At 72.8% G+C, this 25,835-nt stretch carries 17 protein-coding genes; 11 read left to right on the forward strand and 6 right to left on the reverse strand.

What is annotated here, in order from left to right:
• Positions 1–80 precede the first annotated feature (80 nt).
• The 7 genes from ACH4SP_RS25955 (at position 81) to ACH4SP_RS25985 (ending at position 9,279) form a co-directional block, all read left to right on the forward strand.
• On the forward strand, positions 81–872 hold the full coding sequence (locus ACH4SP_RS25955) for a metal-dependent hydrolase (RefSeq protein WP_398417954.1): 792 nt from the start codon (positions 81–83) through the stop codon (positions 870–872).
• A gap of 132 nt (positions 873–1,004) precedes the next feature.
• A complete protein-coding gene (locus tag ACH4SP_RS25960; RefSeq protein ID WP_398417955.1) occupies positions 1,005–2,528 on the forward strand; it encodes a carboxylesterase/lipase family protein in 1,524 nt (507 codons plus the stop codon).
• Positions 2,529–2,720: 192 nt separating this feature from the next.
• Entirely contained in the window at positions 2,721–3,059 is a 339-nt protein-coding gene (locus ACH4SP_RS25965) for a CU044_2847 family protein (RefSeq protein WP_398417956.1), read from the forward strand.
• Positions 3,060–3,071: 12 nt separating this feature from the next.
• On the forward strand, positions 3,072–7,346 hold the full coding sequence (locus ACH4SP_RS25970; RefSeq protein ID WP_398417957.1) for a trypsin-like peptidase domain-containing protein: 4,275 nt from the start codon (positions 3,072–3,074) through the stop codon (positions 7,344–7,346).
• A 107-nt stretch (positions 7,347–7,453) separates the two neighbouring features.
• Positions 7,454–8,410, forward strand: coding sequence for a prolyl aminopeptidase (gene pip / locus ACH4SP_RS25975; protein ID WP_398417958.1), 957 nt, complete (start codon positions 7,454–7,456; stop codon positions 8,408–8,410).
• A gap of 226 nt (positions 8,411–8,636) precedes the next feature.
• Positions 8,637–9,014 (forward strand): hypothetical protein, encoded by a 378-nt coding sequence (locus ACH4SP_RS25980; RefSeq protein ID WP_398417959.1) that lies wholly within the window; start codon positions 8,637–8,639, stop codon positions 9,012–9,014.
• A 28-nt stretch (positions 9,015–9,042) separates the two neighbouring features.
• Entirely contained in the window at positions 9,043–9,279 is a 237-nt protein-coding gene (locus ACH4SP_RS25985; protein WP_398417960.1) for a hypothetical protein, read from the forward strand.
• A 221-nt stretch (positions 9,280–9,500) separates the two neighbouring features.
• Here the strand turns inward: ACH4SP_RS25985 and ACH4SP_RS25990 are convergent, their stop codons facing one another.
• Both ACH4SP_RS25990 and ACH4SP_RS25995 read right to left on the reverse strand, forming a co-directional pair.
• On the reverse strand, positions 9,501–11,318 hold the full coding sequence (locus ACH4SP_RS25990; protein ID WP_398417961.1) for an ABC transporter ATP-binding protein: 1,818 nt from the start codon (positions 11,316–11,318) through the stop codon (positions 9,501–9,503).
• A complete protein-coding gene (locus ACH4SP_RS25995) occupies positions 11,315–13,153 on the reverse strand; it encodes an ABC transporter transmembrane domain-containing protein (protein WP_398417962.1) in 1,839 nt (612 codons plus the stop codon). The genes ACH4SP_RS25990 and ACH4SP_RS25995 overlap by 4 nt, the downstream gene beginning before the upstream one ends.
• Positions 13,154–13,333: 180 nt before the next feature.
• Between ACH4SP_RS25995 and ACH4SP_RS26000 the strand changes: the two genes are divergently transcribed.
• Together ACH4SP_RS26000 and ACH4SP_RS26005 are read left to right on the forward strand one after the other, a co-directional pair.
• Positions 13,334–14,971 carry a peptide-N4-asparagine amidase gene (locus tag ACH4SP_RS26000; protein WP_398417963.1) on the forward strand — a complete coding sequence of 546 codons (1,638 nt, stop codon included), beginning with the start codon at positions 13,334–13,336 and terminating at the stop codon, positions 14,969–14,971.
• A gap of 60 nt (positions 14,972–15,031) precedes the next feature.
• Positions 15,032–15,781 carry a hypothetical protein gene (locus tag ACH4SP_RS26005; RefSeq protein ID WP_398417964.1) on the forward strand — a complete coding sequence of 250 codons (750 nt, stop codon included), beginning with the start codon at positions 15,032–15,034 and terminating at the stop codon, positions 15,779–15,781.
• Positions 15,782–15,844: 63 nt separating this feature from the next.
• On the opposite strand, the gene ACH4SP_RS26010 is transcribed toward ACH4SP_RS26005, so the two are convergent.
• The 3 genes from ACH4SP_RS26010 to ACH4SP_RS26020 form a co-directional block, all read right to left on the reverse strand.
• The gene (locus tag ACH4SP_RS26010; RefSeq protein WP_398417965.1) at positions 15,845–17,305 is read right to left on the reverse strand and encodes a Gfo/Idh/MocA family protein; all 1,461 of its coding nucleotides are present in this window, start codon (positions 17,303–17,305) and stop codon (positions 15,845–15,847) included.
• Positions 17,306–17,467: 162 nt separating this feature from the next.
• Positions 17,468–20,392: an FAD-binding and (Fe-S)-binding domain-containing protein gene (locus tag ACH4SP_RS26015; RefSeq protein ID WP_398417966.1), complete on the reverse strand. Its 2,925-nt coding sequence runs from the start codon at positions 20,390–20,392 to the stop codon at positions 17,468–17,470.
• 31 nt (positions 20,393–20,423) lie between these two features.
• The gene (locus ACH4SP_RS26020) at positions 20,424–20,972 is read right to left on the reverse strand and encodes a MarR family winged helix-turn-helix transcriptional regulator (protein ID WP_398417967.1); all 549 of its coding nucleotides are present in this window, start codon (positions 20,970–20,972) and stop codon (positions 20,424–20,426) included.
• Positions 20,973–21,067: 95 nt separating this feature from the next.
• Between ACH4SP_RS26020 and ACH4SP_RS26025 the strand changes: the two genes are divergently transcribed.
• Positions 21,068–22,909 carry an ABC transporter ATP-binding protein gene (locus ACH4SP_RS26025; protein ID WP_398417968.1) on the forward strand — a complete coding sequence of 614 codons (1,842 nt, stop codon included), beginning with the start codon at positions 21,068–21,070 and terminating at the stop codon, positions 22,907–22,909.
• Between the two features lie 526 nt (positions 22,910–23,435).
• Positions 23,436–24,260: an endolytic transglycosylase MltG gene (mltG, locus tag ACH4SP_RS26030; RefSeq protein WP_398417969.1), complete on the forward strand. Its 825-nt coding sequence runs from the start codon at positions 23,436–23,438 to the stop codon at positions 24,258–24,260.
• 383 nt (positions 24,261–24,643) lie between these two features.
• On the opposite strand, the gene ACH4SP_RS26035 is transcribed toward mltG, so the two are convergent.
• Positions 24,644–25,738 (reverse strand): NAD(P)-binding domain-containing protein, encoded by a 1,095-nt coding sequence (locus ACH4SP_RS26035; RefSeq protein ID WP_398418374.1) that lies wholly within the window; start codon positions 25,736–25,738, stop codon positions 24,644–24,646.
• Positions 25,739–25,835: the final 97 nt, after the last annotated feature.

The following is a 25,835-nucleotide window of genomic DNA, read 5'->3' on the forward strand; positions in this document are numbered from 1 at the left end:
AGCCCATCGGCGGCCGCAGCTCAACTCGGCCGCGCCAGGGAAGAGATGGGGGCACCGAAGCAAATGGGGCGGGTACGACCATGATGGGACCGGCGCACTCTCTGTCGGGAGCAGCGGCGTGGCTGGGGGTCGGCGCGGCGACCGCCGCCTGGGGGCACCCGATGCCGTGGCCGGTGCTCGTCGTCGGCGCACTGATCTGCGCGGGCGCGGCACTCGCCCCCGACCTCGACCACAAGGCCGCGACCATCTCGCGCGCCTTCGGCCCGGTCTCGCGGCTGCTCTGCGAGATCGTCGACAAGCTGTCGACGGCCGTCTACAAGGCGACCAGGGGCAAGGGCGACCCGCGCAGGAACGGCGGCCACCGCACCCTCACCCACACCTGGGTGTGGGCGGTGGCGATCGGCGCCGGCTGCTCGGCGGCGGCGGTCTGGGGCGGGCGCTGGGCGGTGCTCGGCGTCCTCTTCGTGCATCTCGTGCTCGCGGTGGAGGGGCTGCTGTGGCGGGCCGCCAGGGTCTCCAGCGACGTCCTGGTGTGGCTGCTCGGCGCGACCAGCGCGTGGATCCTGGCCGGGGTGCTCGACAAGCCGGGCAACGGTGCGGACTGGCTGTTCACCGGCCCCGGGCAGGAGTACCTGTGGCTCGGCCTGCCGGTCGTGCTCGGGGCGCTCGTGCACGACATCGGGGACGCGCTGACCGTCTCCGGCTGCCCGATCCTGTGGCCCATCCCGATCGGCCGCAAGCGCTGGTACCCGATCGGGCCGCCGAAGGCGATGCGGTTCAGGGCCGGGAGCTGGGTGGAGATGAAGGTGCTGATGCCGGTGTTCATGCTGCTCGGGGGAGTGGGCGGGGCGGCGGCGCTGAACTTCATCTGACCCCGTGCCGACGACCGGGGCGCAGGGGCGGGACGCAGGTGTGCGGCCCGCCCCTTCCGTATGCCGGGGGCGGGTGTACGTTCGGGCCAGTGCACCTTTCCGGAGAGGCAGTGACACGTGTCAACATTCGATGTGACCACCACTGAAGGACTCGTCGTACGGACCACCGCCGGGGCGGTGCGCGGCACCGTCCGCCACGAGAGCCACGCCTGGCTCGGCGTCCCGTTCGCACAGCCGCCGGTCGGCGGACTGAAGTGGCGGGCACCGCGGCCGGCCCTGCCGTGGGAGGGCGTGCGCGGGGCGACGGAGTACGGCCCCGCCGCCGTACAGCTGCCCCGCTTCGACCCGACGGAGCCGCCGTACGAAGGAGACAGCGAGGACTGCCTCTATCTGAACGTCTTCTCCCCGGCAGCCGACGACGCCCGCCGCCCGGTCCTGGTCTGGATCCACGGCGGTGGGTACGTCTTCGGCACCGGCAAGGACTACGACGGCTCGGTCCTCGCCGAGCGCGGCGACGTGGTCGTGGTGACCCTCAACTACCGGCTCGGCCCCTGGGGCTTCCTGCACCTCGCGGGCGTCGACCCGGCGGTGGCCGACACCAACGTGGGCGTACGCGACCAGGTCGCGGCCCTGGAGTGGGTGCGCGACAACATCGCGGCCTTCGGCGGCGACCCCTCCCGCGTCACGCTCGTCGGCGAGTCGGCGGGCGGCATGAGCGTCGGCACCCTGCTCGGCGTGCCCGCCGTACGCGGCCTCTTCCACGGCGCGGCGCTGCTCAGCGGCAGCGCCGCCGAGCAGCAGGACGCCGCCACCGGCACGGCCGCCGCGCGGGCGTTCCTGGCGCGCCTCGGCATCCCGGAGACGGAGGCGGGCCGACTGCGCGACGTACCGGTGGACGAACTGCGCACCGTGGCCGGGGAGTTCGCGGCGACGGGCGGTCACGACGGCGAGCAGGGCCTCGCGTTCCTGCCGGTCGTCGACGGCGACCTCGTCCCGGACGTCCCGCTGACCGCCGTCGCGGACGGTGCGGTCGCCGACGTACCGCTGCTCGTCGCGTACTGCCGCGACGAGATGGCGATCTTCACGCTGATGGGCGACGACAACCCGATCACCCGGTCTCTGGAGGCGGCCACCGGCGAGCAGGCATGGGCCGAACTCATGCGCCGTTACGCGGAGTTGGAGCCCGAGGGGGCCACCGCCGGCGGCACCGCACGCAGGACGCTCCTCGGCGACGCGATGTTCGCGATGCCGTCGGTACGGGTCGCCGAGGCGCAGGTGCGCGCCGGTGGCCACGCGTGGATGCACCGGTTCGACCACCGGCCGCCCATGGCGCCGTACGACATCCTCGGCCCCACCCACGCCGCGGACATCCCGTGCCTGTGGAGCCGCGAGCCGTCCTTCGACCTGGCCTCGCTGAGCGGGCGGCAGGCGGACGGCTTCATGGACATGGACGAGGCGGACAAGGCGGCCTCGGCGGCGCTCCAGGAGGCGGTGCTCTCGCTGGTGCGCGAGGGCAGGCCGAGCCTCCCGGAGGGGCCCGAGTGGCCGGAGTACGACGAGAAGTCACGTGCGCAGATGCTGATCAAGGCCCGGCCGGAACTGGCGCTCGACCCGACGGGGGAGCGGCGGCGGGCGTGGGACGGCGTGCGGGGGTGAGCTCCGGACCGGCTCCGGCGTAGGAACGCTGCGTCGGGTGCGGTCCCGGCGACGGGTTCATCGTCGGGGGACGGGCTGGTTTCGCGTCGTACCCGGTGCTCCGGCGGACGGTGGCCGGTACGGTCGTGGCCTTCCACCACCGCGAGGCACCCCGGTGCCGCGCGGGCGGTCTGGACCGACGGGAGGGTGCTTGTGCACCATGTGGTGAGGGTGCCGCTCGACGGTGGCGGAGCGGTCCTCTTCGAGGCGGCCCCGGAACTCGCAGGGCCGGTGAAGGCCGGCCGCTTCGGTGACGCGGTGCGCGAGTTCCCGCAGACCCTGCAGCAGGCCCTCGAACCCGTCGGCGACGCGGCGCGCGCCGTCCTCGACCAAATGCGCCGGGCCCGCCCCGACGAGATCGAGATCGAGTTCGGCGTCGACCTGTCGGCCCAGGCCGGCGCCGTCATCACCAAGGGCGAGTCGAAGGTGCACCTCAAGGTCCGCGTGCTGTGGAAGGAAGTCGAGGACGAGCCGGGCCGGAGCACGGGGTGAGGACGCGGAGCGGTGCGCGGCAGGGGTGAGGGCGAGCCGGAACCGGACCCCGGAGGAAGCGGCCGGGCCGCGGCCACAGCGGCCGTCGCCCGCATCCTGGGCCCCCAGGGACACGCCGTCGGGACCGGCTTCCTCGTGGCCGACGACCTGGTCGTGACGTGCGCGCACGTACTGGAGCAGGCCGAGGGGCCCGATCCTGCCGGAACTCCCGTGCACCTCGACTTCCCGCACCTGCCGGGCGTGCCCTCCGCCGAAGGCACTCCTCTGCCCGGCGCACGGCGCGACTCGGAGGCCGAGGACGTCGCGGTGCTGCGGCTGACGCGGACCCCGCGGGGCGCCCGGCCGGTCCGGCTGGGGGCGGCGGAGGGCTGCCGGGGGCACCGCGTCTCTTCGTACGGCTTCCCCGCCCAGGCCCCGCCCGGCGGGCACTTCGGCTACGGCACCGCGGGCGATCTGCTGCCCGTCAGGGACGGCGGCGGCCGGCTGCTCCAGCTGACGGCGGCCAACGACCTCACGCAGGGCTTCAGCGGCGGTCCTGTCGTCGACGAGGTCACGGGCCTGGTCATCGGGATGATCACCGAGATCACCACGCCCGACCGGCATCTGCGCGGCACCGGCATCGCGTACGCCACCCCGAGCCGGGTCCTGCGCGAGGTGCTGCCCGGACTCACGGAGCACGCGGTGCCCCCGTACCGGGGACTGGAGCCGTTCACCGCCGCGCACGCCAAGCTGTTCCACGGGCGGGACGAGGCCGTCGCGCAGACGCTGGCCGCGCTGCGCGCACACCCGAGGGTCCTCCTGCTGCTGGGCCCGTCGGGGGCGGGCAAGTCGTCCCTCGTCCAGGCCGGTCTGCTGCCCGCCCTCGCGGACGGCGCGCTCCCGGGCAGCGACCGGTGGTCCGTGGTGCTCGCCAGGCCCGGCCGGGACCTGCCCGCCGCCTGGGCCGGGGCGGGGCTCCCCGGCGCGGCGACCGACGGGGTGCGGGAGGCGGTGCTGCGGAGGCTGGACGCCGAACCCGCCGACGGGCGCCTGGTGCTGGTGGCCGACCAGTTCGAGGAGTTCCTCACCCCGCTGCAGTCCGGGGACGGCCCCGACGGGCCGGACCCCACCGCCGTCGAGAGCGACCTCGTCGACCTGATCCGCGGACAGCACGCGGTCACCGTGGTGCTCGTCATGCGCGACGACTTCTACCCGAGGCTGGCCGCCGGGGCGCCGCGTCTGCTGGACGCCGCGTCGGGGGGACTCCTGAACGTCCCGGACACGCTCTCCGAGGCCGACCTGCACGCCATCGTCACCGCACCCGCCCACCGGGTGGGGCTGCGCCTGGAGGACGGGCTGCCCGAGCGCATCGTGTCCGACGTGCTGGCACTCGCACCCCGGGGCACGTCGGCGCGGGCACCGGTCACCCTGCTGCCGCCCCTGGAACTCGCCCTCAGCCAGCTGTGGGAGCGCCGCAGCGACGGCTTCCTCACCCACCGCGCCTACGACAGGACCGGCGGCGCGGGCGGCAGCCTCGCCCACCTGTGCGACACCGCGCTCGACCGCCTGGGGCCCGCCGGGCGGCCCGCCGCCGAACGGCTGCTGGTCAGCCTGGTGCGCCCGGCGGACGAGACCCGCCACGTGCCCGCCACCCGCCGTCGGCTGCCCCTCGCCGATCTGCGCGCCCTGGTCGTGGATCCGGCGGCCGGCGGAATCAGGACGGAAGAGGACTTCGACGCGGCCCTGGCGGTCCTCACCGGGCACCGGATCGTCACCGTCCACGCCGCCGACCGCACCGACGGCACACCGGGACCCGCCGCAGCCGAACTGATCCACGACGCGCTCCTGCGGGACTGGCCGGACCTGCGGGAGTGGGTGCGCGCCGACCACGACTTCCAGTCCTGGCTGCACCGGGCGGACGAACGCCAGGCCCGGCACACCGCCAGCGGCGCACCGGGCGACCTGCTCACCGGAAGCGACCTCGACGAGGGCATCGGGTGGGCGCGGCAGCGCGGACTGCCCCCGGACCTGGCCGCCTTCGTGGCCGCCGGCGACGCCCGGAGGCGGACGGTGGCCCGCCGTTCCCGGCGTCTCTCGGCCGGGCTCGCCCTCCTCGCCGTACTGGCGCTGATCGCCGCGGGAGTGGGGCTGTGGCAGCGGCACGACGCCACCGTCGCGCGGGACCGGGCACTGGTGGCGCAGGTGGACATCCTCTCCCGCCAACTGGCCGCCAAGTCCGCCGAGTTGCGGAGCGGACAGCCCGACCTCGCCGCCCTGCTGGCGGTGCAGGCCCACCGGACCGCCCCGACGCACGACGCGGCGACCAGCCTCTACGCGGCGGACGCGCTCCCGCTGCGCCGGAGCGTCGACCTCGCGGGCAGCGCCTACGCGGTGCGGTTCGCCCCCGACGGGCGCACCTTCGCCACCGCGGGCGCGGACGGCGCCGTACACCTGTGGGACACGACGTCGGGCGTGCTCCGGCGCACCTTCCAGCGCCCCGGCGGCCGGACGTTCTCGGTCGCCTTCAGCCCGGACGGGACCCAGCTCGCCGCGGCGGGCGACAACCGAACGGCCCGGATCTGGGACACCGCCACCGGACGGCTCAGGCACACACTCGCCGGGCACACGGACGTCGTCTACGCGGTCGCGTTCTCGCCGGACGGCCGCTCACTGGTCACCGGCAGCGCGGACCGGACGCACCAGGTGTGGGACGCGGCGACGGGCAAGGCGACGAGGCGGGGCACCGGATACCCGGCGGGCGTCCGCGCGGTCGCGTTCAGCCCGGACGGCGGGACGCTCGCGGCGAGCGGTCTGGACGGAACCGTCCGGCTGTGGGACATGGCCACCGGCAGCAGCAGGGGCCTCACCGGGCACACGAACGCGGTCGTCGGCCTCGCGTTCAGTCCCGACGGCCGGACCCTGGCCACCGGCAGCGGCGACCAGACCGCACGGCTGTGGAACGTCGCCACCGGTGCGAGCCGCGCGACGCTCAGCCACCTCCCGTTCGAGGTCACGTCCGTGGCGTTCAGCCCCGACGGCCGGACTCTCGCCACCGGCAGCGCGGACCGACCTGTACAGCTGTGGAACGCGGCCGACGGCACGGCCCGCTCCCCCCTCGTCGGCCACGGGGCCGGTGTGTACTCCGTGACGTTCTCTCCCGACGGCCGCACCCTGGCCAGCAGCGACGACGCCCGGACCGTGCGGCTGTGGCGGATGGGCGACGGGCCCCCGCGCGAGCTCCTCGGGAACACCGACGGCGTGAGCAGGGTCGCGTACAGCGCCGACGGCCGCAGCGTGGCCAGCGCGGGAGGGGACGGGAGAGTGCGGCTCTGGGACCCGGTCACCAGGCGGCTCCTCATGACGTTCACCGGACATCGCAGCCAGGTGTTCGCCGTGGCGTTCAGCCCGGACGGCCGGGTGCTTGCCTCGGGGGGCGCGGACCGTACGGTGCGGCTGTGGGACGTGGCCACGGGCCGGAGCACCCACGTGCTCACCGGGTTCACGTACACCGCGATGGCGCTGGCGTTCAGCCCCGACGGCCGCACGCTCGCCACCGGCTACTCGGGACGTGCCGTCCGGCTGTGGGACGTGACGACCGGCACGCTCCGCCGGGCGCTGACGCTCCCCGTCACCACACCGCCCGTCACCACGCCCCCCGTCACCACGCCCCCCGCCACCACGCCCCCCGACGGCACGGTCGCCGACGACGAGGTCGCCTCCGTGGCGTTCAGTCCGGACGGGCGCACCCTCGCCACCGGCCACGTCAGAGGAAGCGACAACAGAGGGAGCGTCCGCTGGTGGGACCTCTCCAGCGGCAAGGTGCGCCAGGTGCTCGGCGGGCACACCCACGATGTGGAAAGCGTGCTCTACAGCCCCGACGGACGGTTGTTCGCCAGCTTCTCCCTCGATCTGACCGGGCGCCTGTGGGACGTCTCGACGGGCACCACCCGCGACCGTCTCACCGGCTTCACCGGAGCCGTCTTCTCGGCCGCCTTCAGCCCGGACGGCCACACCCTGGCCACCGCCTCCCTCGAACCCACCCTGCGGCTGTGGGACGTGGACACCGCACGGGTACGGACCACTCTCACCGGGCCGGGGGAGGATGTGATCGGCGTCGCGTTCAGTCCGGACGGCCGCACCCTGGCCACCGGTGGCTCCGAACGCCCGGTGCTGCTCCGCCCGGTCGACCTGCCTCGCCCCGAGGCGCTCGTACGGAGGATCTGCGACGCCCTGCACCGTGACTTCACCGCCGCGGAGAAGGCGCAGTTCCTGCCGGGGCGGGAGAGCGGTCCCGTGTGCGGGAGCTGACACCGCGCGCGACGGGCGGAGGCGGCCCCGGCGGCCGGTGAGTGCGCCGTTACGGTGGGCCGGGCCCGCATCCGGGCCCACCGCGACGCACCCCAGGAGGCCGCCCGATGCCCGCCCCGTACCCGCTCACCGCACCGTACGACCACGGCCTGTTCGACGTCGGCGACGGCAACCGGATCCACTGGGAGGTCTCCGGCAACCCCGAGGGCAAGCCCGCGGTCGTCGTGCACGGCGGCCCCGGTACGGGGAGCTCCGCGCACAACCGGAAGCTCTTCGACCCCGACCGCTACCGCCTCGTCCTCTTCGACCAGCGCGGCTGCGGCCGCAGCACCCCGCACGTCGCGGACCCGGCGACGAGCCTTGCGCACAACACCACGCCCCACCTGGTAGCCGACCTGGAGAAGCTGCGCCAACACCTGGGCATCGAGCGGTGGTTGCTGTTCGGCGGGTCGTGGGGCTCGACGCTGATCCTGGCGTACGCGCAGGCGCACCCGGAGCGGGTCAGCGAGATCGTCCTGGCGGGGGTGACCATGACGCGCCGCTCGGAGACCGCGTGGCTCTACGGGGGAGCCGGGCGCTTCTTCCCGGAGGCGTACGAGAGGTTCAGGGCCGGGGTGCCGGAGGAGGAGCGGGACGACCTGGTCGCCGCCTACGCGCGGCGGGCGTCCAGTCACGACCTGGCGGTACGGGACCGGGCGGTGGCCGACTGGTGTGCGTGGGAGGACGCGGTGCTGGGTCTTGAAGCGGACGCCCCGGGTACGAATCCGTACGGCGACCGGCCGTCCGACGGGCGGATCTCGCTGGTTCGGATCGCCTCCCACTACTTCTCGCACGGCGCGTGGCTGGAGGAGGACGAACTGCTGCGCGGTGCGCACCGGTTGGCGGGGATCCCGGCGGTGCTGCTCCAGGGCCGCCACGACCTGGCGGGGCCGCCGCACACCGCGTGGGAGCTGGCGCGGGCGTGGCCGGGCGCGGAACTGACCATCTTCGGGGACTCGGGCCACCTGGGAGGCGCGGGAATGCGGGAGGCGCTGGCGGAGGCGCTGGAGCGGTTCGCGCAGTAGCCGCGGCCTTCAATCCCCGCCGCCCCGATATCCGCCCGGATGGCGCAGCGCGCTGTCGGGGCGCCGCACACCGGCGGCCCCCGGCCGCCCGTTGCGCGCCCCTTCGAGCCGTTGTAGGGGGAATTCGCCCGTGGAACCATCGAAAAGTCCAAAGGAAAAGGACAGGGGCAATTTCGAGGGAGTTCCTATGTGCAGGCGTGCGACAGCACGGAAAACGATGGGGACGATGGGGAATTCAGCGCGGGCGCACACTTCGGGGCGGGGTGCGGTGCTGCGCTGGACCGGCCCCGTCCTCGCCGGGGCGCTCGCCCTGGTGACCGTCCTGCCCGCCAACGCCCATGCGGCGAGCGGGCAGTTCACGTACATCCGGGGCGACAACGGAGCCCCGGCCGTACTCTTCAATCCGCCGAACGACGTGTGCCTTCCGCTGGACGGCGGCGCGGCGCACGCCGGGAACGACACGGACGCCACGGCCTTCGTCTACGCGGACGGGGCGTGCACCCCCGAGCAGGGCCTGGCGATCGTCGGGGTCGGAGCGACCTGGGACCAGACCAACCCGCCGCCGCTGCCCGCCCGCAGTGTGCGGTTCGGCTCGACGGGGTGACCACGTGTTCCACACGAAGGAGACAAGGATGAAGCGCAGACTGTCCGCCGTATTCGCGACCCTGGCGGTCGGCATCACACTTCTGGCCGCGCCGGCGAGTGCCCAGATCCGTTCCGCCGACGACTGGCATCTCAACCCCGCCGGTGTCTTCCAGACCGAGTACGACTGCGTGGTCGCCGGGCAGACCGGCTATCTCGGCGGCGCCTGGAAGGACTTCCGATGCGAATACGTGGGTCTTGGCTGGAGGATGTGGGTCCTGACCTAGCCGCGGACGGGACGAGTGGCGACCGGGGTCGGCCACGGCCCGGTGCGGCCATGGCGGTGGCGGCGGTGGTGGTGGTAGCGGTGGGCCGGACCGGGATGTCCCGGCCCGGCCCACCGTCGTGCACTGCCTTCCGGCCGCGCACGCTATCCGTGCCGTCGTGCATGGCTTGCCCGCCGCGCGCCATCCATGCCGTCGTGCACCGCTTGCCCACCGCGCACGCGCTATCCGTGCCACGACCTCCACAGCGCCGCGTACGCCCCGTCGGCAGCCACCAGCTCCTCGTGGCTGCCCAGCTCCGCGATCCGCCCGTCCTCGACGACCGCGATCACGTCCGCGTCGTGCGCCGTGTGCAGCCGGTGCGCGATCGCGATCACGGTGCGGCCGTCCAGCACCCGCGCCAGGGACCGTTCCAGATGGCGCGCCGCGCGCGGGTCGAGGAGCGAGGTCGCCTCGTCCAGGACCAGCGTGTGCGGGTCCGCCAGGACCAGCCGGGCCAGCGCGATCTGCTGGGCCTGTGCCGGGGTCAGGGCGAGCGATCCCGAGCCGACCTCCGTGTCCAGCCCGTCGGACAGGCCCCGCGCCCAGCCGTCCGCGTCCACCGCACCCAGCGCCGCCCACAGTTCGGCGTCCTCGGCGGCGGGGCGGGCGAGTCGCAGGTTGTCCCGGAGCGAGCCCACGAAGACATGGTGCTCCTGGTTGACCAGCGCCACGTGCGAGCGGACCCGCTCCGCCTGCATACGTGCCAACTCGGCGCCGCCCAGGGTGAGTTCACCCGTGCGCGGGGCGTAGATGCCCGCCATCAGACGGCCCAGCGTCGACTTGCCCGCGCCCGAGGGGCCGACCAGCGCGACCCGGGTGCCGGGCGCCACGTCGAGCGACACCTGGTGCAGGACGTCGATCCCCTCGCGGTAGCCGAAGTGCACGTCGTCGGAGCGCAGTCGGCGGCCGTCCGGCGTCACCGACTCGTCGCCCGCGTCCGGCTCGATGTCCCGTACGCCCACCAGCCGTGCCAACGACACCTGAGCGACCTGGAGTTCGTCGTACCAGCGCAGGATCAGGTTCACCGGGTCGACCAGCATCTGCGCGAGCAGCGCCCCCGTCGTCAGCTGTCCGACGGTGAGCCAGCCCTGCAGCACGAAGACGCCGCCGATGACGACCGACGAGCAGAGGATGGTGATGTGGGTGATGTTGATGACGGGGAAGAGCACGGTGCGCAGCCACAGCGTGTAGTTCTCCCACGCGGTCCACTCCTTGATCCGCTGCTCGGAGAGCGCCACCCGACGTGCGCCGAGGCGGTGTGCCTCGATGGTGCGGCCCGCGTCGACCGTCTCGGCGAGCATCGCCGCGACCGCCGCGTACCCCGCCGCCTCCGACCGGTAGGCCGAAGGCGCCCGCTTGAAGTACCAGCGGCAGCCCACGATCAGCACCGGCAGCGCCACCAGTACGGACAGTGCCAGCGGCGGCGCCGTCACCGTCAGTCCGCCGATCAGCAGCAGCGCCCACACCACGCCGATCGCGAGCTGCGGCACCGCCTCCCGCATCGCGTTGGCGAGGCGGTCGACGTCGGTGGTGATGCGGGACAGGAGGTCGCCGGTGCCCGCCCGCTCCAGCACGCCCGGCGGCAGGCCCACCGCGCGGACCAGGAAGTCCTCGCGCAGGTCGGCGAGCATCTCCTCGCCGAGCATCGCGCCGCGCAGCCTGGTCTGCCGTACGAAGAGCGCCTGGACGAGGAGCGCGGCGGCGAACAGGCCCGCCGTGAGCCCCAGCCGGATCTCCGCCGTGCCCGCCGTCAGGTCCTCGATCACATCGCCGAGCAGGTAGGGGCCCACCATCGACGCGACCACCGCGAGGGTGTTGAAGGCGATCAGGGCGACGAACGCCGTGCGGTGCCGGCGCAGCAGCGTGCCGACGTAGGAGCGCACGGTCGCCGGACTGCCGACGGGCAGCGTGGTCGCCGACTCGGGCGCCGCCGGGTCGAACGGCGGAGGCGCCACCCCGATCCGGGGTGCGGGTGCGCCCTTGGTGCGGGTGGTGCTCATGCCGGTTCCTCGATCTCTTCTCGCTCTTCTCTTGCCTTCAAGCGGTGGACCTCGGCGGTCGCCTCCGCCTCTTCGTCCGTCTCGCGCGTGACGACCGCGCGGTAGCGGGGTTCGGTGTGCAGCAGCGCGCGGTGCTCGCCGACCGCGGCGACCTCGCCCTCATGGACGAACACGACGCGTTCCGCATGGTCGAGCAGCAGCGGGGAAGAGGCCAGGACCACGGTCGTACGACCGGACCTGAGCCGTTGGACACCCGCTGCCACCCGGGCTTCGGTGTGCGAGTCGACGGCCGACGTCGGCTCGTCCAGTACCAGTACCTCCGGGTCGGTCACCAACGACCGTGCCAGCGCCAGGCGTTGACGCTGACCGCCGGAGAGCGAGCGGCCGCGCTCGGTGATCCGGGTGTCCATCGGATCGCCGTCGGCCTCGGCCGAGGCCTGGGCGAGCGCCGCGAGCACGTCCGTGCACTGCGCCGCCGCCAGCGCGTCCTCGGCGGACACGTTCCCCGACGCGGGTACGTCGAGCAGTTCGCGCAGCGTCCCCGAGAGCAGCACCGGATCCTTGTCCTGTACGAGGACCGAGGCGCGCGCGGCGGCCAGCGGCAGCCCGTCCAGGTCGACCCCGCCGAGCTGCACGGAACGCACCTTCCGCGTCCCGTCGTCGGGCGCCGACGGCTCGTCCGCCGGATGCCCGCCGAGGCGGTCGGCCAGCCGGCCCGCCACGTCCGGGTCGCCGCACACGACGGCCGTGAAGATGCCCGAAGGGGCGAGCAGCCCGGTCACCGGGTCGTACAGGTCGCCGGTGGGGGACTGCGCGGCGTCGAGACCGTCGCCCGGCGCGGTGCGGCGCAGGGCGAGAACCCGGGCCGCGCGCTTCGCGGACGGCTTGGAGAAGGAGTACGCCATCGCGATCTCCTCGAAGTGCCGCAGCGGGTACATCAGGAGCGTCACCGCGCTGTAGACCGTGACCAGTTCGCCGACCGTCACCGTGCCCTGGCGTGCGAGCGTCGCCCCGTACCAGACCACACTCACCAGGAGCAGTCCCGGCAGCAGCACCTGCACCGCCGCGATCAGTGCCCACATGCGGGCACTGCGCACGGCGGCCTTCCTGACCTCCTGCGAGGCCTCGCGGTAGCGGCCCAGGAACAGCTCCTCGCCGCCGATGCCGCGCAGTACGCGCAGGCCCGCGACGGTGTCGGACGCCAGCTCGGTGGCCCGGCCCGCCTTCTCGCGCTGCACATCGGCACGCCGGGTCGCCTTCGGCAGCAGCGGCAGCACGGCCAGGGCCAGCGCCGGGACGCCGATCGCGACCACCACGCCGAGCGCGGGCTGGTAGACCACCAGACCGACACAGACGACCACCAGCGCGAGCAGGGCCGCCGCGAACCGCGACAGCGCCTCGACGAACCAGCCGATCTTCTCGACGTCCCCCGTCGACACGGCCACCACCTCGCCCGCCGCGACCCGGCGGGTGAGCGCCGCACCCAGCTCGGCCGTCCGGCGGGCCAGCAGCTGCTGGACGCGGGCTGCAGCGGTGATCCAGTTGGTGATGGCCGTCCGGTGCAGCATGGTGTCGCCGACCGCGACGGCCACGCCCATCAGCGCGAGCAGCCCGGCGGCCAGCGCGAGGCGCCCGCCGGAGCGGTCCACCACGGCCTGGACGGCGAGGCCGACGCCCAGCGGCAGCCCGGCCACACCTATTTGGTGGAGCAGCCCCCAGCCCATGGCCTTGAGCTGCCCGCCCAGCTGGCCGAGGCCCAGCCACAGCAGGAAGCGGCCCCCGGAGCGGACATCGGGTTCGCCGGGGTCTGAATACGGAAGATCGCGAATGTGCATGAGGCCCTACGGCTCGGTGTGACGGCTCTGGAGTCGGGGACGGGTGGCGCAAACCGTGCAAGGTTCGCTCTCCAAGAGCCGTCGGGGCAATCGATTTATGCCCGTGACCGCCAGGAACGCGCCAATGTCCGCCGGGCAGGCCCTGGTACTCCGGCCCGTCCCACGCTTCACTTCTGTTGCATGAGACAACGACGAACCATGAGCTTGGTGAGCGGACTGGTGCTCGCCGCCGGGGCGCTGTTCGGCGCGACCCCGGCCGGTGCGGCGACCGCCAACGGCCCTGTTCCGCCCGCCGAGTTCGGCAACGACTGGCACGACCCGCTGTCCGCCGCGCCGCCCGTGGCCAAACCGCACACCCGGTCCTGCCAAGTCACCCTGGGCGAGGCCCAGTTCCGCGACTTCACCCCGTACAAGGGGAGTTACACCCCGCCGAAGAAGTGCGGCGACCGCTGGAGCAAGGTCGTGCTGCGCCTCGACGGGAAGGTCAAGGGCCGCCAGTACGACCGTCTCGGCTACCTGCACGTCGGCGGCGTCGAGGTGTTGAAGACCTCCACGCCCGAGCCCTCGGTCGACGGCATCACCTGGTCCGTCGAGAAGGACGTCACCCGCTACAGCGACACCTTCCGCCGCGATCAGCCGGTCGAAATGCTCATCGGCAACGTCGTCAACGAGACGTACACCGGCGTCATCGACGTCAGGGCGACACTGACCTTCTACGCGGCGGAGGGCGCCGCCAAGCCCGCCGCGACGCCCGACCGCGTCCTCACGCTCGGCGGACCGGACGCCGACTCCCTCACCACGCCCCGCAATTCGCAGCGCATCCTCGCCGAGGTATACGCCACCGGATCCGGCGGCGGCTGCGAGGAGTACTGGTACCTCTCGGTGCCGGAGAACACCCCGTACTCCTGCAAGGCGAAGGAGGGCCCCTACCGCGAGGTGCAGATCAAGGTCGACGGGAAGCTCGCCGGAATCGCCGCGCCGTTCCCGACCGTGTGGACCGGCGGCTGGTCCAACCCCTTCCTCTGGTACGTCGTCCCGGGCCCGCGCGCGCTGGACATCAAGCCCATCCAGTACGACCTCACCCCCTTCGCCGGGCTCCTCAACGACGGCCGCCCGCACAAGGTCGAGGTCGGCGTCGTCGGCGTCCCGGCCGGGCAGAGCGGCTGGAACACCCCGGTGAACGTGCTCGTCTGGCAGGACCACGGCAGCCGCGTCGTCACCGGCGGCCTGACCCGGCACGCCGAGGGCGCACCGGTCAACTCCACCAAGTACGCGCCGGGTTCGGAGCACCGGCTCGACACCCGCGGCGGCCACCGGCTGACCGTGGCCGGATACGTCACCACCTCCCGCGGGCGCGTCGACACCCGCATCGCCCGCAGCCTCACCAACACCTCCGTGCACCGCTGGACGGAGGGCGAGAAGCTGGACGCGCTCAAGGGCGAGTGGACGGACGAGGAGACGGTCACGGTCAAGGGGCGGTACGGACCCGAGCGCGCCACGCAGGTGCGGCGTACGTACACGATGGACGGCACGACCACGATCGGCGCGGACGCCGACGCGCGACTGCGCACCGTGCTCACGCTCGGCGACAAGTCGGACTCGGAGACTCTGGTGGGCGGCAGGCGCACCGCGTTCTCCCAGCTCGACGACGTCTACAAGGGCGACGCGGCATACCACTCGAACGCTCCGCGCGAGCAGCGGCACGCGGTCGGCACCACGGGCGAGCGCTACCGGCTCTACGGCTCCGACGGCACCTGCTACGACCGGAGCGTGACCTCGGTGCAGGGCACGCTGGTGGAGGACCGGAGGCACTGCTGAGGTGACACGGGTGGCACCGGTGCCGCTCGTCGACGGGGCACCGGTGGCAGCATGGGGCGCATGCCGATATCGAACATGCGTGGTGGTTCGACCCTCGCGGGAGCGGCGGCCGGTCTGCTGCTCCTGACGGGCTGTGGAAGCGGCGGCGGTACGGACGAGGATCCGACCGCCGCCGCGGCCGCTCCCACCCGGGAGGCACCCGCGGCCGACCACGGCCTGAAGCGCATCCCCGGTGTGGGCGACCGCGTCCGCGCGAAGATCCCGGCGGGCTCGCGGCAGGTCGTCGTGGTCTACGGCGAATCCAGGAACTCGGCGGACGCCACGGTCGTTCTCTATGACAAGCAGGGCAACGGGCAGGGTACGACCTGGGACCGGGCGGGCAGCTGGCCCGCGCACAACGGCGCCAAGGGGTGGACCCCCGACCACCGCGAGGACGACAAGCGCAGCCCGGCCGGAGTGTTCACGCTGTCCGACGCGGGCGGCGTGCTCCCCGACCCGGGCGCCGCACTGCCGTACACCCGGTCCTCGTCCTTCGCAGCCCCGCGCTCCTGGGCGAAGACCCACTGGCACGACTTCGACTACGTGATCGCCATCGACTACAACCGCGTCAAGGGCACCCCGCCGAACGACCCGACGCGCCCGCGGGGTCAGCGGGCAGGCGGCGGGATCTGGCTGCACATGGACCACGGCAGCGGCACCTCCGCATGCGTGAGCGTCCCGAAGGCGGCCATGGAGATCCTGCTGCGGAGCGTCGATCCGGCACGCGGACCGGTCGTGGTGATGGGCGACAAGCAGTACCTCAAGGGGTGAGCCGCAACGGGTGAGCGGGGTGCGGCTCCGCCGAGCCGCACCCCGCCCGAGTCCTCTACCCGCTCACGCCGTCGGCTTCTGCGAGTCGACGCCCGGCCTGGCCTTCTTCCACTCGCCGCGGGTGAAGTCCGGGATCGCCTGCGGCGCGCCCTTCGCCCGGATCGACAGATGGCTCAGCGGCACCGGCGCCGTCCACGTCGCCGCGTCGTACACGTCGAAGTCCGGGACCAGACCCAGCTGCATGCACTGCATCAGCCGGAAGAGCATCAGGTAGTCCATGCCGCCGTGGCCGCCCGGCGGGTTGGCGTGCTCCTTCCACAGCCAGTGGTCCCACTCGGCGTACTTCTTGAAGTCGTCCCACTGGTCGTTGGTGTTGGTGGGCTCCAGGTAGATGCGCTCCGGGTAGTCCTCGAAGACGCCCAGGGTGCCGCCGAGGCTGTTGATCCTGCTGTACGGGTGCGGGGTGGAGACATCGTGCTCCAGGCGGATGACCCGGCCCTTGGCGGTCTGCACGAGGCTGATCGTACGGTCGCTCTCGATGTACGACTCCTTCCAGCTCGGGTCGCCCGGCGGCATGTGCAGCTTGCGGTACGCGGCCAGGCCGAGTGCCGGGGAGCCGACGCTGACGACGCTCACCGCGCGGTCGCCGCGGTTGACGTCCATGTAGTTGCCGACCGGGCCGAAACCGTGGTTGGGGTAGAGGTCGCCGCGCAGCCGGGTGTGCCACAGACGGCGCCACGGGCCCTCGTAGTAGTCGGGGTCGAACATCAGGCCGCGCAGGTCGTGGTTGTACGCGCCCGCACCGTGCAGCAGATCGCCGAACAGGCCCGCGTGCGCCATCCGCAGGACACGCATCTCGTTCTTGCCGTAGCAGCAGTTCTCCAGCTGCATGCAGTGGCGCCTGGTGCGCTCGGAGGTGTTGACCAGGTCCCAGATCTCGTCCATGCGCATGGCGAGCGGACACTCCACGCCGACGTGCTTGCCGTTCAGCATGGCGGTCTTGCACATGTCGTAGTGGAAGTCCCACGGAGTGGCGACGTACACGAGGTCGACGTCGTTGCGCTTGCAGAGGTTGCGGTAGTCGTCCTCGTCCTTGGTGTAGAGCGCGGGGGCGGGCTGCCCGGCCTTGACGACCTTCGCGGCCGCCTTCTCGGCCTTCGCCCGTACCGGGTCGCAGACGGCGACGACCTTGACGTTCGGGAGGGCGAGGAAGAGGTCGATCATGCCGTCGCCGCGGTTGCCGAGGCCGATCATGCCGACCCGGACGGTGGAACGCCGCTCGAAGGGCACCCCCGCCATGGTCTTGCCCTGGCGCTTCGGTACGGCGTCCTCGGCCACGGTTCTCTCCGCGGCGCCCGCGCTGCCGGCGGCGCCTAGCGCGCCGACCGCGCCGAGGCCGATCCCGGCGCCCGCCGCACCCGCGGCGCGCAGTGCGGAACGGCGGGAGACACCGTCGGGGGAACTGTCGGGAGAGCCGTCGGGAGTGTTCTCGTCAGGGGTCGGTGTCGCCTTGTCGTCGTACATCGGACCTCCGTGAAAGGTGATCGGGTACCGATCGATCAGGGTCACGGAGGTTCGAGTGCGGCGCAAGAGGCCCGTGCGCACGGGGAGTTGGACTTACCCGTGCGGGATCATGGACTCCGCCGAATGCGCGGGTCAGGATCGGGTCGCCCGCCTCGGCCGTGGTCAGGGCCGGGTCGCCCGCTCCAGATCCAGCAGTACGGAGTGGTACGGGCGGCCCGTCGCATGCTCCATGCCGACCTCGCACATCCGGTTCGCCGAGAGGTACGTGTCGTACGCGCGCCGTCCGACCTCGGCGGCCTCGCGGGCGGTGGCCGACTCCGTCAGCTCCTGGTGCAGCATGCCCCGGTCCCCGGCGAACGCGCAGCACCGCAGGTCGTCCGGTACGACCACCTCGTCCGCGCACGCCTCGGCGACCGTGCGCAGCTGCGCACGGTCGCCCAGGTGCTGCATCGAGCAGGTGGGGTGCAGGACGGCCGAGCCCTCCCGCCGGTGCACGGTCAGCGCGGGCAGCAGCTCGTCGGCCGCCCAGACGATCGAGTCGACGACGGTCAGCTCGGCGTGCAGCTCCTGGTTGTCGTCGGTGAGGTAGGGCACCACCTCGTGCGCGATGCCCAGCGTGCAGGACGACGCGTCGACGACGAGGGGGAGCCGCCCGCCCGCGGTCCAGCGCCAGGCGGCCTCGACGATGCGGTTCGCCATCACCGTGTTGCCGAGGTCGTAGCCCTTGGAGTGCCAGATGGTGGCGCAGCAGGTGCCGGTGACGTCGCCCGGGATCCACACCGGCTTTCCGGCTCGTGCGCAGAGCGCGACGACGGCCTCGGGCAACGACGGGCCGCGGTGCCCCTCGGGCTCGCCGAAGATCCGGTTGACGCACGCCGGGTAGTACACGGCGACGGCGCCGACGACGGAGGTGCGGGGGAGTCCACGGGCCGCCGCGCCCGGGATCTCCGGCAGCCACCGCGGCACGAGGTCGGGGCGCACCGCCTTGCGGGCGAGGCCCGTCACGGAGGAGAGCAGCCGGTCGGAGATCCTGTCGGCGGCGGCCACGGCGAGCCGCGCCGAGATCTCGACCGCCTTGAAGTTCTTCGCGGTCAGGGCCGCGACGCGCTCCTCGCGCGGGCTGTGGCGGCGGTGCCGGAAATCCTTCATCAGGGCGCCCGTGTCGATGCCGACCGGGCAGGCGATCCTGCACGTGGAGTCGCCGGCGCAGGTGTCCACGGCGTCGTACCCGTACGCGTCGAGGAGGTTCTCGCCGACCGGGGAACCGGCGGGCTGGCGCATCATCTCCCGCCGCAGCGCGATCCGTTGGCGCGGAGTGGTCGTCAGGTCGCCGCTGGGGCAGGTGGGTTCGCAGAAGCCGCACTCGATGCACGGGTCGGCCTCCGCCTCGACGCGCGGGATCGTCTTGAGGCCGTGCAGATGCCCCTCGGGGTCCCGGTTGAGGACGATGCGCGGGGCGAGCACCCCGTCGGGGTCGATGAGCTGCTTGGTGCGCCACATCAGCTCGGTGGCCCGCGGCCCCCACTCCAGCTGCAGGAACGGGGTGATGTTGCGGCCCGTGGCGTGCTCCGCCTTCAGCGAGCCGTCGAACCGCTCGACCGTCATCCGGCAGAAGTCCTCCATGAAGGCCGCGTACCGGCGCACGTCGGCGGGGTCGCCCGCGTCGAAGGCGAGCAGGAAGTGCAGATTGCCGTGCGCGGCGTGCCCGGCGACGGCGGCGTCGAAGCCGTGCTCCTCCTGGAGGGCGAGCAGCCCTTCGCAGGCCTCTGCCAGCCGGGACGGCGGCACCGCGAAGTCCTCGGTGATCAGCGTCGTACCGGACGGGCGGGCACCGCCGACGGCGCTGACGAACGCCTTGCGGGCCTTCCAGTACCCGCCGATCCTCTGCGGGTCCCGGGTGAACTCGTTGGTCACGGACGGCACGGGTGCGACGAGGTCCAGCTTCGCCAGGGCCGCGGCCGCCGCCCGCTCGAACGCCTCCTGCCCGGCCTCGTCCGGCGCCCGGAACTCCACCAGCAGGGCGGTCGTCCCCTTCGGCAGCTCCGCCCAGTCCTGCGGTACGCCGGCCACGCTCACCGACGCGCGCAGGGTGTTGCCGTCCATCAGCTCGACGGCGAGCGCGCCCGCCTCGTTGAACAGGGGCACGGCCGCCGCGGCGGCGGACAGCGCGGGGAAGAACAGCAGGGCACTGGAGAGCCGGCGGTCGAGGGGGAGGGTGTCGAAGACGACCTCCGAGATGAACCCGAAGGTGCCCTCGGAGCCGACCATCAGCCCGCGCAGGATCTGCACGGGCGTCGCACCGTCGAGGAACGCGTCGAGGCGGTAGCCGTTGGTGTTCTTGATCTCGTGCTTGGCGCGGATCCGAGCGGTGAGCAGCGGGTCCGCCTCGATCTCCCGCTTGATCGCCAACAGACCCGCGCAGAGGGCGGGTTCGGCATGGGCGAGCTCGTCGTCGGCGCGCGGGTCGCCGGTGTCGACGACGGTTCCGGTCGGGAGGACGAAGGTGAGAGAGGCGAGCGTGCGGTAGCTGTTGCGGGTGGTGCCCGCGGCCATCCCCGAGGCGTTGTTGGCGACGACCCCGCCGACCGTGCACGCGATGGCGCTCGCCGGATCGGGCCCCAGCACCCGCCCGTACGGGGCGAGTGCGGCATTGGCGCGGACCACCGTGGTACCCGGCTGGATCCGGGCCCTGGCGCCGCCGTCGAGCACCTCGACGCCCGACCAGTGGCGGCGCACGTCGACCAGGATGTCCTCGCCCTGGGCCTGGCCGTTGAGCGAGGTGCCGGCGGCCCGGAACACCACCTCGCGGCCCTTTCCGTGCGCGTACGAGAGGACGGCGGAGATGTCGTCGATGTCCTCGGCCACCACCACGACCTGCGGCACGAAGCGGTACGGGCTGGCGTCCGCCGCGTACCGCACCAGGTCGGACACCTTCCACAGGACCTTCTCCGCCCCGAGGACCGCCGTCAGCTCCCTGCGCAGCGGCCCCGGCGTGCCCACGGCCAGCGCGGCGGGCACCCGGTCGGGGGCGGGGTCCTGCGGCACGATCGGGCGCAGGGCCTCCGGCTTCGGCTCCAGGAGCGGCATGAGGGACGTCCTCTCACGGGCTTGGTCCTGCTCAGCAGGGGTACGTACCCCCGTCGATCAGGGTGGACACCAGGCCGCCGAGCTGCTTGCGCTGCACGGTGGTCAATGGAGCCAGGATGTCCTCCACCGCGTCGCGGCGCGCGCTGCGCAGGTCGCCGAGGGTGGTGCGGCCGGTGTCCGTGAGCTCGATCCGGATCACCCGGCGATTGGCCGGATCCGGTACCCGGCGCACCCGGCCCTGCTCCTCCAGGGCGTCCACCAGGGTGGTCACGGCGCGCGGCACGACCTCCAGGCTGCGGGCGAGGTCGGTCATCCGCGGGGAGGTGCCGTCGGGCAGCGAGAAGCGTGCCACGACGCGCAGCAGCCGGGCCTGGCCGGGCGTGATGCCGATCGGCTCCAGCTGGCGCTTCTGCGCGCGGTGCAGGCGCCGGGTCAGCCGCAGCAGCTGCTCGGCCAGCATGCCGTCGTCGGCGCGGGTGTCCGGCCGCTCCGACTTCTCCGGCCTCTCCGACTTCCCCGGCCTCTCCGGTTCTTCCGGCCTCTCCGGCTTGTCCGAACGGGTTTCCGCAGTGTTGCTCATACCGGGAACAATAACAGGACCCCGTGCATTGTGAGTATAGGTAACAATGAACTACGCTCTGACATCTCCGTTCCACGCACCCTCCGAAGGAGCCCATGAACCCCGAACGCCACGCGAACCCCTGGACGCCTCCCGATCCCGAGCCGGGCAAGCAGCAGCCGCCGGCCGAGGTCCGCCGCATCCTGCGCCTGTTCCGTCCCTACCGCGCCCGGCTCGCCCTGGTCGGCCTGCTCGTCGGCGCCTCGTCGCTGGTCGGCGTCGCCTCGCCGTTCCTGCTGCGCGAGATCCTCGACGTCGCCATCCCGCAGGGCCGCACGGGCCTGCTGACGCTGCTCGCCGTCGGCATGATCGTCACGGCCGTCGTCACCAGCGTCTTCGGCGTCCTGCAGACCCTGATCTCGACCACGGTCGGCCAGCGCGTCATGCACGACCTGCGCACCGCCGTCTACACCCAGCTCCAGCGGATGCCGCTGGCCTTCTTCACCAGGACCCGCACGGGCGAGGTCCAGTCGCGGATCGCCAACGACATCGGCGGCATGCAGGCGACCGTCACCTCCACCGCGACGTCCCTGGTCTCCAACCTGACCTCCGTGGTCGCCACCGTCGTCGCGATGCTCGCCCTCGACTGGCGGCTCACCGTCGTCTCGCTGCTGCTGCTCCCGCTCTTCGTGTGGATCAGCCGCAAGGTCGGCCACGAACGAAAGAAGATCACCACTCAGCGGCAGAAGCAGATGGCCTCCATGTCCGCCACGATCACCGAGTCCCTGTCGGTCAGCGGCATCCTGCTCGGCCGCACCATGGGCCGCTCCGACTCCCTCACCAAGAACTTCACCGAGGAGTCCGAGCGCCTCGTCGACCTCGAAATCCGGTCCAGCATGGCCGGCCGCTGGCGGATGTCGACCATCGGCATCGTGATGGCAGCCATGCCCGCCGTCATCTACTGGGCGGCCGGCCTGACGATGAACGCCGGGGCCCCGGTCGTCTCCCTCGGCACGCTGGTCGCCTTCGTCTCCCTCCAGCAGGGCCTGCTCCGCCCCGCCGTCAGCCTCCTGTCGACCGGCGTCCAGATGCAGACCTCGCTCGCCCTCTTCCAACGGATCTTCGAGTACCTCGACCTCCCGGTCGACATCACCGAGCCCGACGAGCCGGTCCGCATCCCCGCCCCCAAGGGCGAAGTCCGCTTCGAGGGCGTCGACTTCGCTTACGACGAGAAGTCGGGCCCCACCCTCACCGGCATCGACGTCACGGTCCCCGCCGGCGGCAGCCTCGCCGTCGTCGGCCCGACCGGCTCCGGCAAGAGCACCCTGAGCTACCTCGTGCCGCGGCTGTACGACGTCACCGGCGGCCGGGTCACCCTCGACGGCACCGACGTCCGCGACCTGGACTTCGACTCGCTGGCCCGCGCGGTCGGCGTCGTCTCCCAGGAGACGTACCTCTTCCACGCCTCCGTCGCCGAGAACCTGCGCTTCGCCAAGCCCGACGCCACCGACGACGAACTGCGCGCTGCCGCCGAGGCCGCCCAGATCCACGACCACATCGCCTCCCTGCCCGACGGGTACGACACCCTCGTCGGTGAGCGCGGATACCGCTTCTCCGGCGGCGAGAAGCAGCGCCTGGCCATCGCCCGCACCATCCTGCGCGACCCGCCCGTCCTCATCCTGGACGAGGCCACCAGCGCCCTCGACACCCGCACCGAGCACGCCGTGCAGCAGGCCATCGACTCCCTCTCGGCAGGCCGCACCACCATCACCATCGCCCACCGTCTGTCCACCGTCCGCGACGCCGACCAGATCGTGGTCCTGGACGCGGGCCGGATATCGGAACGGGGCACGCACGAGGAACTGCTGAGGCGGGACGGCCGCTATGCCGCCCTGGTGCGCAGGGACGCCCGGCTGACTCCGTCCGAATCCACCGAGGCTGTCCCGGCCGCACCCTGAGCGCGGGCGGCCCGGGACCGTACGGCATGATCACCGGCCGTGCGGGCACCGACGGACGTCGCTCTCCCCGGATTCCGGCCCGTCGACGACCGCGCCCCGGACACCGTCGTCGACCACCAGAGCTACGACGCTCCGCCCCGCGACTGCGACTCCCCGGCACACGCGGAGGCGCCGCCCCTCCCCTGGGACGGGGGAAGGACGGCGCCGCGGCGAGACCTCGGTCAGACCAGCCAGCCCAGGAAGTGGAAGAAGCCGGCGAGAAGGTCGGTGATGAGGTTCATGATCTTGGGTTCTCCTTGTGCTGCGTACTCGCGTACTTGTGCATGTGTGGGACTGCGCAATCGCGGTCTGCAGCCCGTCGCTTGCGCACCGTAAGCATCGTGCGCCACAAGGGAGTTGAGCAAGGAGATCCGGTACGATCACGCGTTCCAGCGAACACCCGATCCCTTGTTCGCGTGTTCCCTCCGGTTCGGAAAGTGGGCGGGGGGTTCGGGCAACCGGGTCCGCGGGCGGTTAGCGTTCCGCCATGGAGTACGAGTCCCACGGGTCCCCGGAAGTCCTGCCCCCGCCGAAGCGCCGCAGGTCCCGGCGCGGTCGGCTGGCCCTGCTGGTGTGCGTCATCGCCGTCCTCGGTGCGGGGGCGGTGCTCCTCCTGCTGTGGAAGGAGGAGGGCGGCGAGCAGGCCAAGTCCCTCACCGTTCCGGAGGGCTGGCGCTCCTCGCAGGTGTACGCGGCGGTGGACAAGGCCGTCGGGGCCGCGCCCGGCACCGCGAAGAAGGCGGCCGCGTCGACGGACCTGGCCCTGCCCGCCGCGGCCGACGGAAACCCGGAGGGCTATCTGTTCCCGGCGACGTACCCGGTCAAGGACACGACGACGGCGTCCAGCCTGCTCACCTACATGGTCAAGACGGCGAACGAACGCTTCGGCACCGGCCCCGCGGTCCGCCGGGACCTCGTCGTCGCCAGCATCGTCCAGGCGGAGGCGGACACGTCCGCCGACATGGGCAAGGTGGCCCGGGTCATCCAGAACCGGCTGGACCGCGACATGCCGCTCCAGATGGACTCCACCCTCAACTACGCGATGAACCGCAGCACGCTGGACACCACGCACGAGGACACCCGGATCGACAGCCCGTACAACACGTACGAACGCAAGGGCCTGCCCCCGACCCCGATCGGCAACCCGGGTCTTGAGGCACTGCGCGCCGCCCGGACGCCGCCACCGGGGAACTGGCTGTACTTCGTCACGGTGAAGCCGGGCGACACCCGCTTCACGGACGACTACGAGGTCCAGAAGCGGAACGTGGAGGAGTTCAACGAGATCCGGCGCGGGGCGAAGGGGACGGGGTGAGGGGAGGCTCGCACCCGGCCAGGGCCTGCCCCCCCCGGCTGGGCGGGGTTCTCCTGCGCGGGTGCGTCGTGGCTGGTCGCACAGTTCCCCGCGCCCCTAGGTGTCCCAGCCCGTCGAGGGGGTACCCCCTGGTCCTTAAGACCTTGGGGGAGTTTGAGGACGCGCGGACGCAGTCCGTGAACCGGCTTTGCCCCGCGGCCGGCGCCACGCGGCGGAGCCGCAGAGTGTCACAGCGATGAAGGGGCGGGGAGGGGCCGGCGCCGCAGACAACCCGCGCCACCCACCGCCCCGCACCTGTGCACCCGTCCCGCCCCCGTGCACCCGTCCCGCCCCGTGCACCCGTCTCGCCCCCGTGCACCCGCCTCCCCCGGCGGGACGACCCCTCACCCGGCCGCCACGGCCACCGCCCCCGCACCCGGCCCCACCTCACCGCCCACCACCCGCAGGACCTCCCGCACGGCCTGCCGGCCCGCCCTGTTGGCCCCGATCGTGCTCGCCGACGGCCCGTACCCCACCAGGTGAATCCGCTCGTCCCGGGCGACCCGCGTCCCCTCCATCCGTATCCCGCCGCCCGTCTCCCGCAGCCGCAGCGGTGCCAAGTGGTCGACGGCCGCGCGGAATCCCGTCGCCCAGAGGATGACGTCGGCCGCCACGGAACGGCCGTCGTCCCACGCCACTCCGTCCGCCGTGATCCGGTCGAACATCGGCAGCCGCTCCAGCACCCCGCTGTCCCGCGCCGCCCGGATCGCCTCGGTCACCGGCAGGGCCGTCACCGACACGACGCTCTCCGGCGGCAGCCCGCGCCGTACCCGCTCCTCGACCCGTGCGACGGCCGCCCGCCCCCACTCCTCGGTGAACTCGCCCTCCCGGAACACCGGAGGCCGCCGGGTCACCCAGGTCGTCTCCGCGGCGAGCGGCGCGAGTTCCATCAGGTGCTGCGTACCGGATGCGCCTCCGCCCACCACCACGACCCGCTGCCCCGCGAACTCCTCGGGACCCGGGTAGTTCGCGGTGTGCAGCTGCCGTCCACGGAAGAGGTCCTGGCCCGGGTAGCGCGGCCAGAACGGCCGGCCCCAGGTCCCCGTCGCGCTGATCAGCGCCCGCGCGGACCACACCCCCTCCGAGGTCTCGACCCGCAGCCGTCCGTCATCCCCCTCCCGGACGGCGCGCACGTCCACCGGCCGGTGCACACGCAGCCCGAAGGTCTCCTCGTACTCCGCGAAGTACTCCTGGATGACCTCGGACGACGGGCGCCGGGGGTCGGCGCCCGTCAGCTCAAGGCCGGGAAGCGAGTGCATCCCGTGCACCTTCCCGTACGTCAGCGAGGGCCAGCGGAACTGCCATGCGCCGCCCGCCTCCGGAGCATGGTCGAGCACCACGAAGTCCCGCTCGGGCACCAGCCCCGACCTGCGCAGATGGTAGGCGGCCGACAGTCCGGCCTGCCCCGCACCGATGACGACGACGGCCACGTCCCGCACCCCGATGTTGTTCATGCTTCTACTAACAGGGTGGGGGCCGTGGATCTTCCCGTCACACGCGGCGGATGCACTTCCGCCGCCTGAGCCCCTCTGCCCG

The sequence above is a fragment of the Streptomyces sp. NPDC021093 genome (genome assembly GCF_044333135.1).
Lineage (GTDB): Bacteria > Actinomycetota > Actinomycetes > Streptomycetales > Streptomycetaceae > Streptomyces.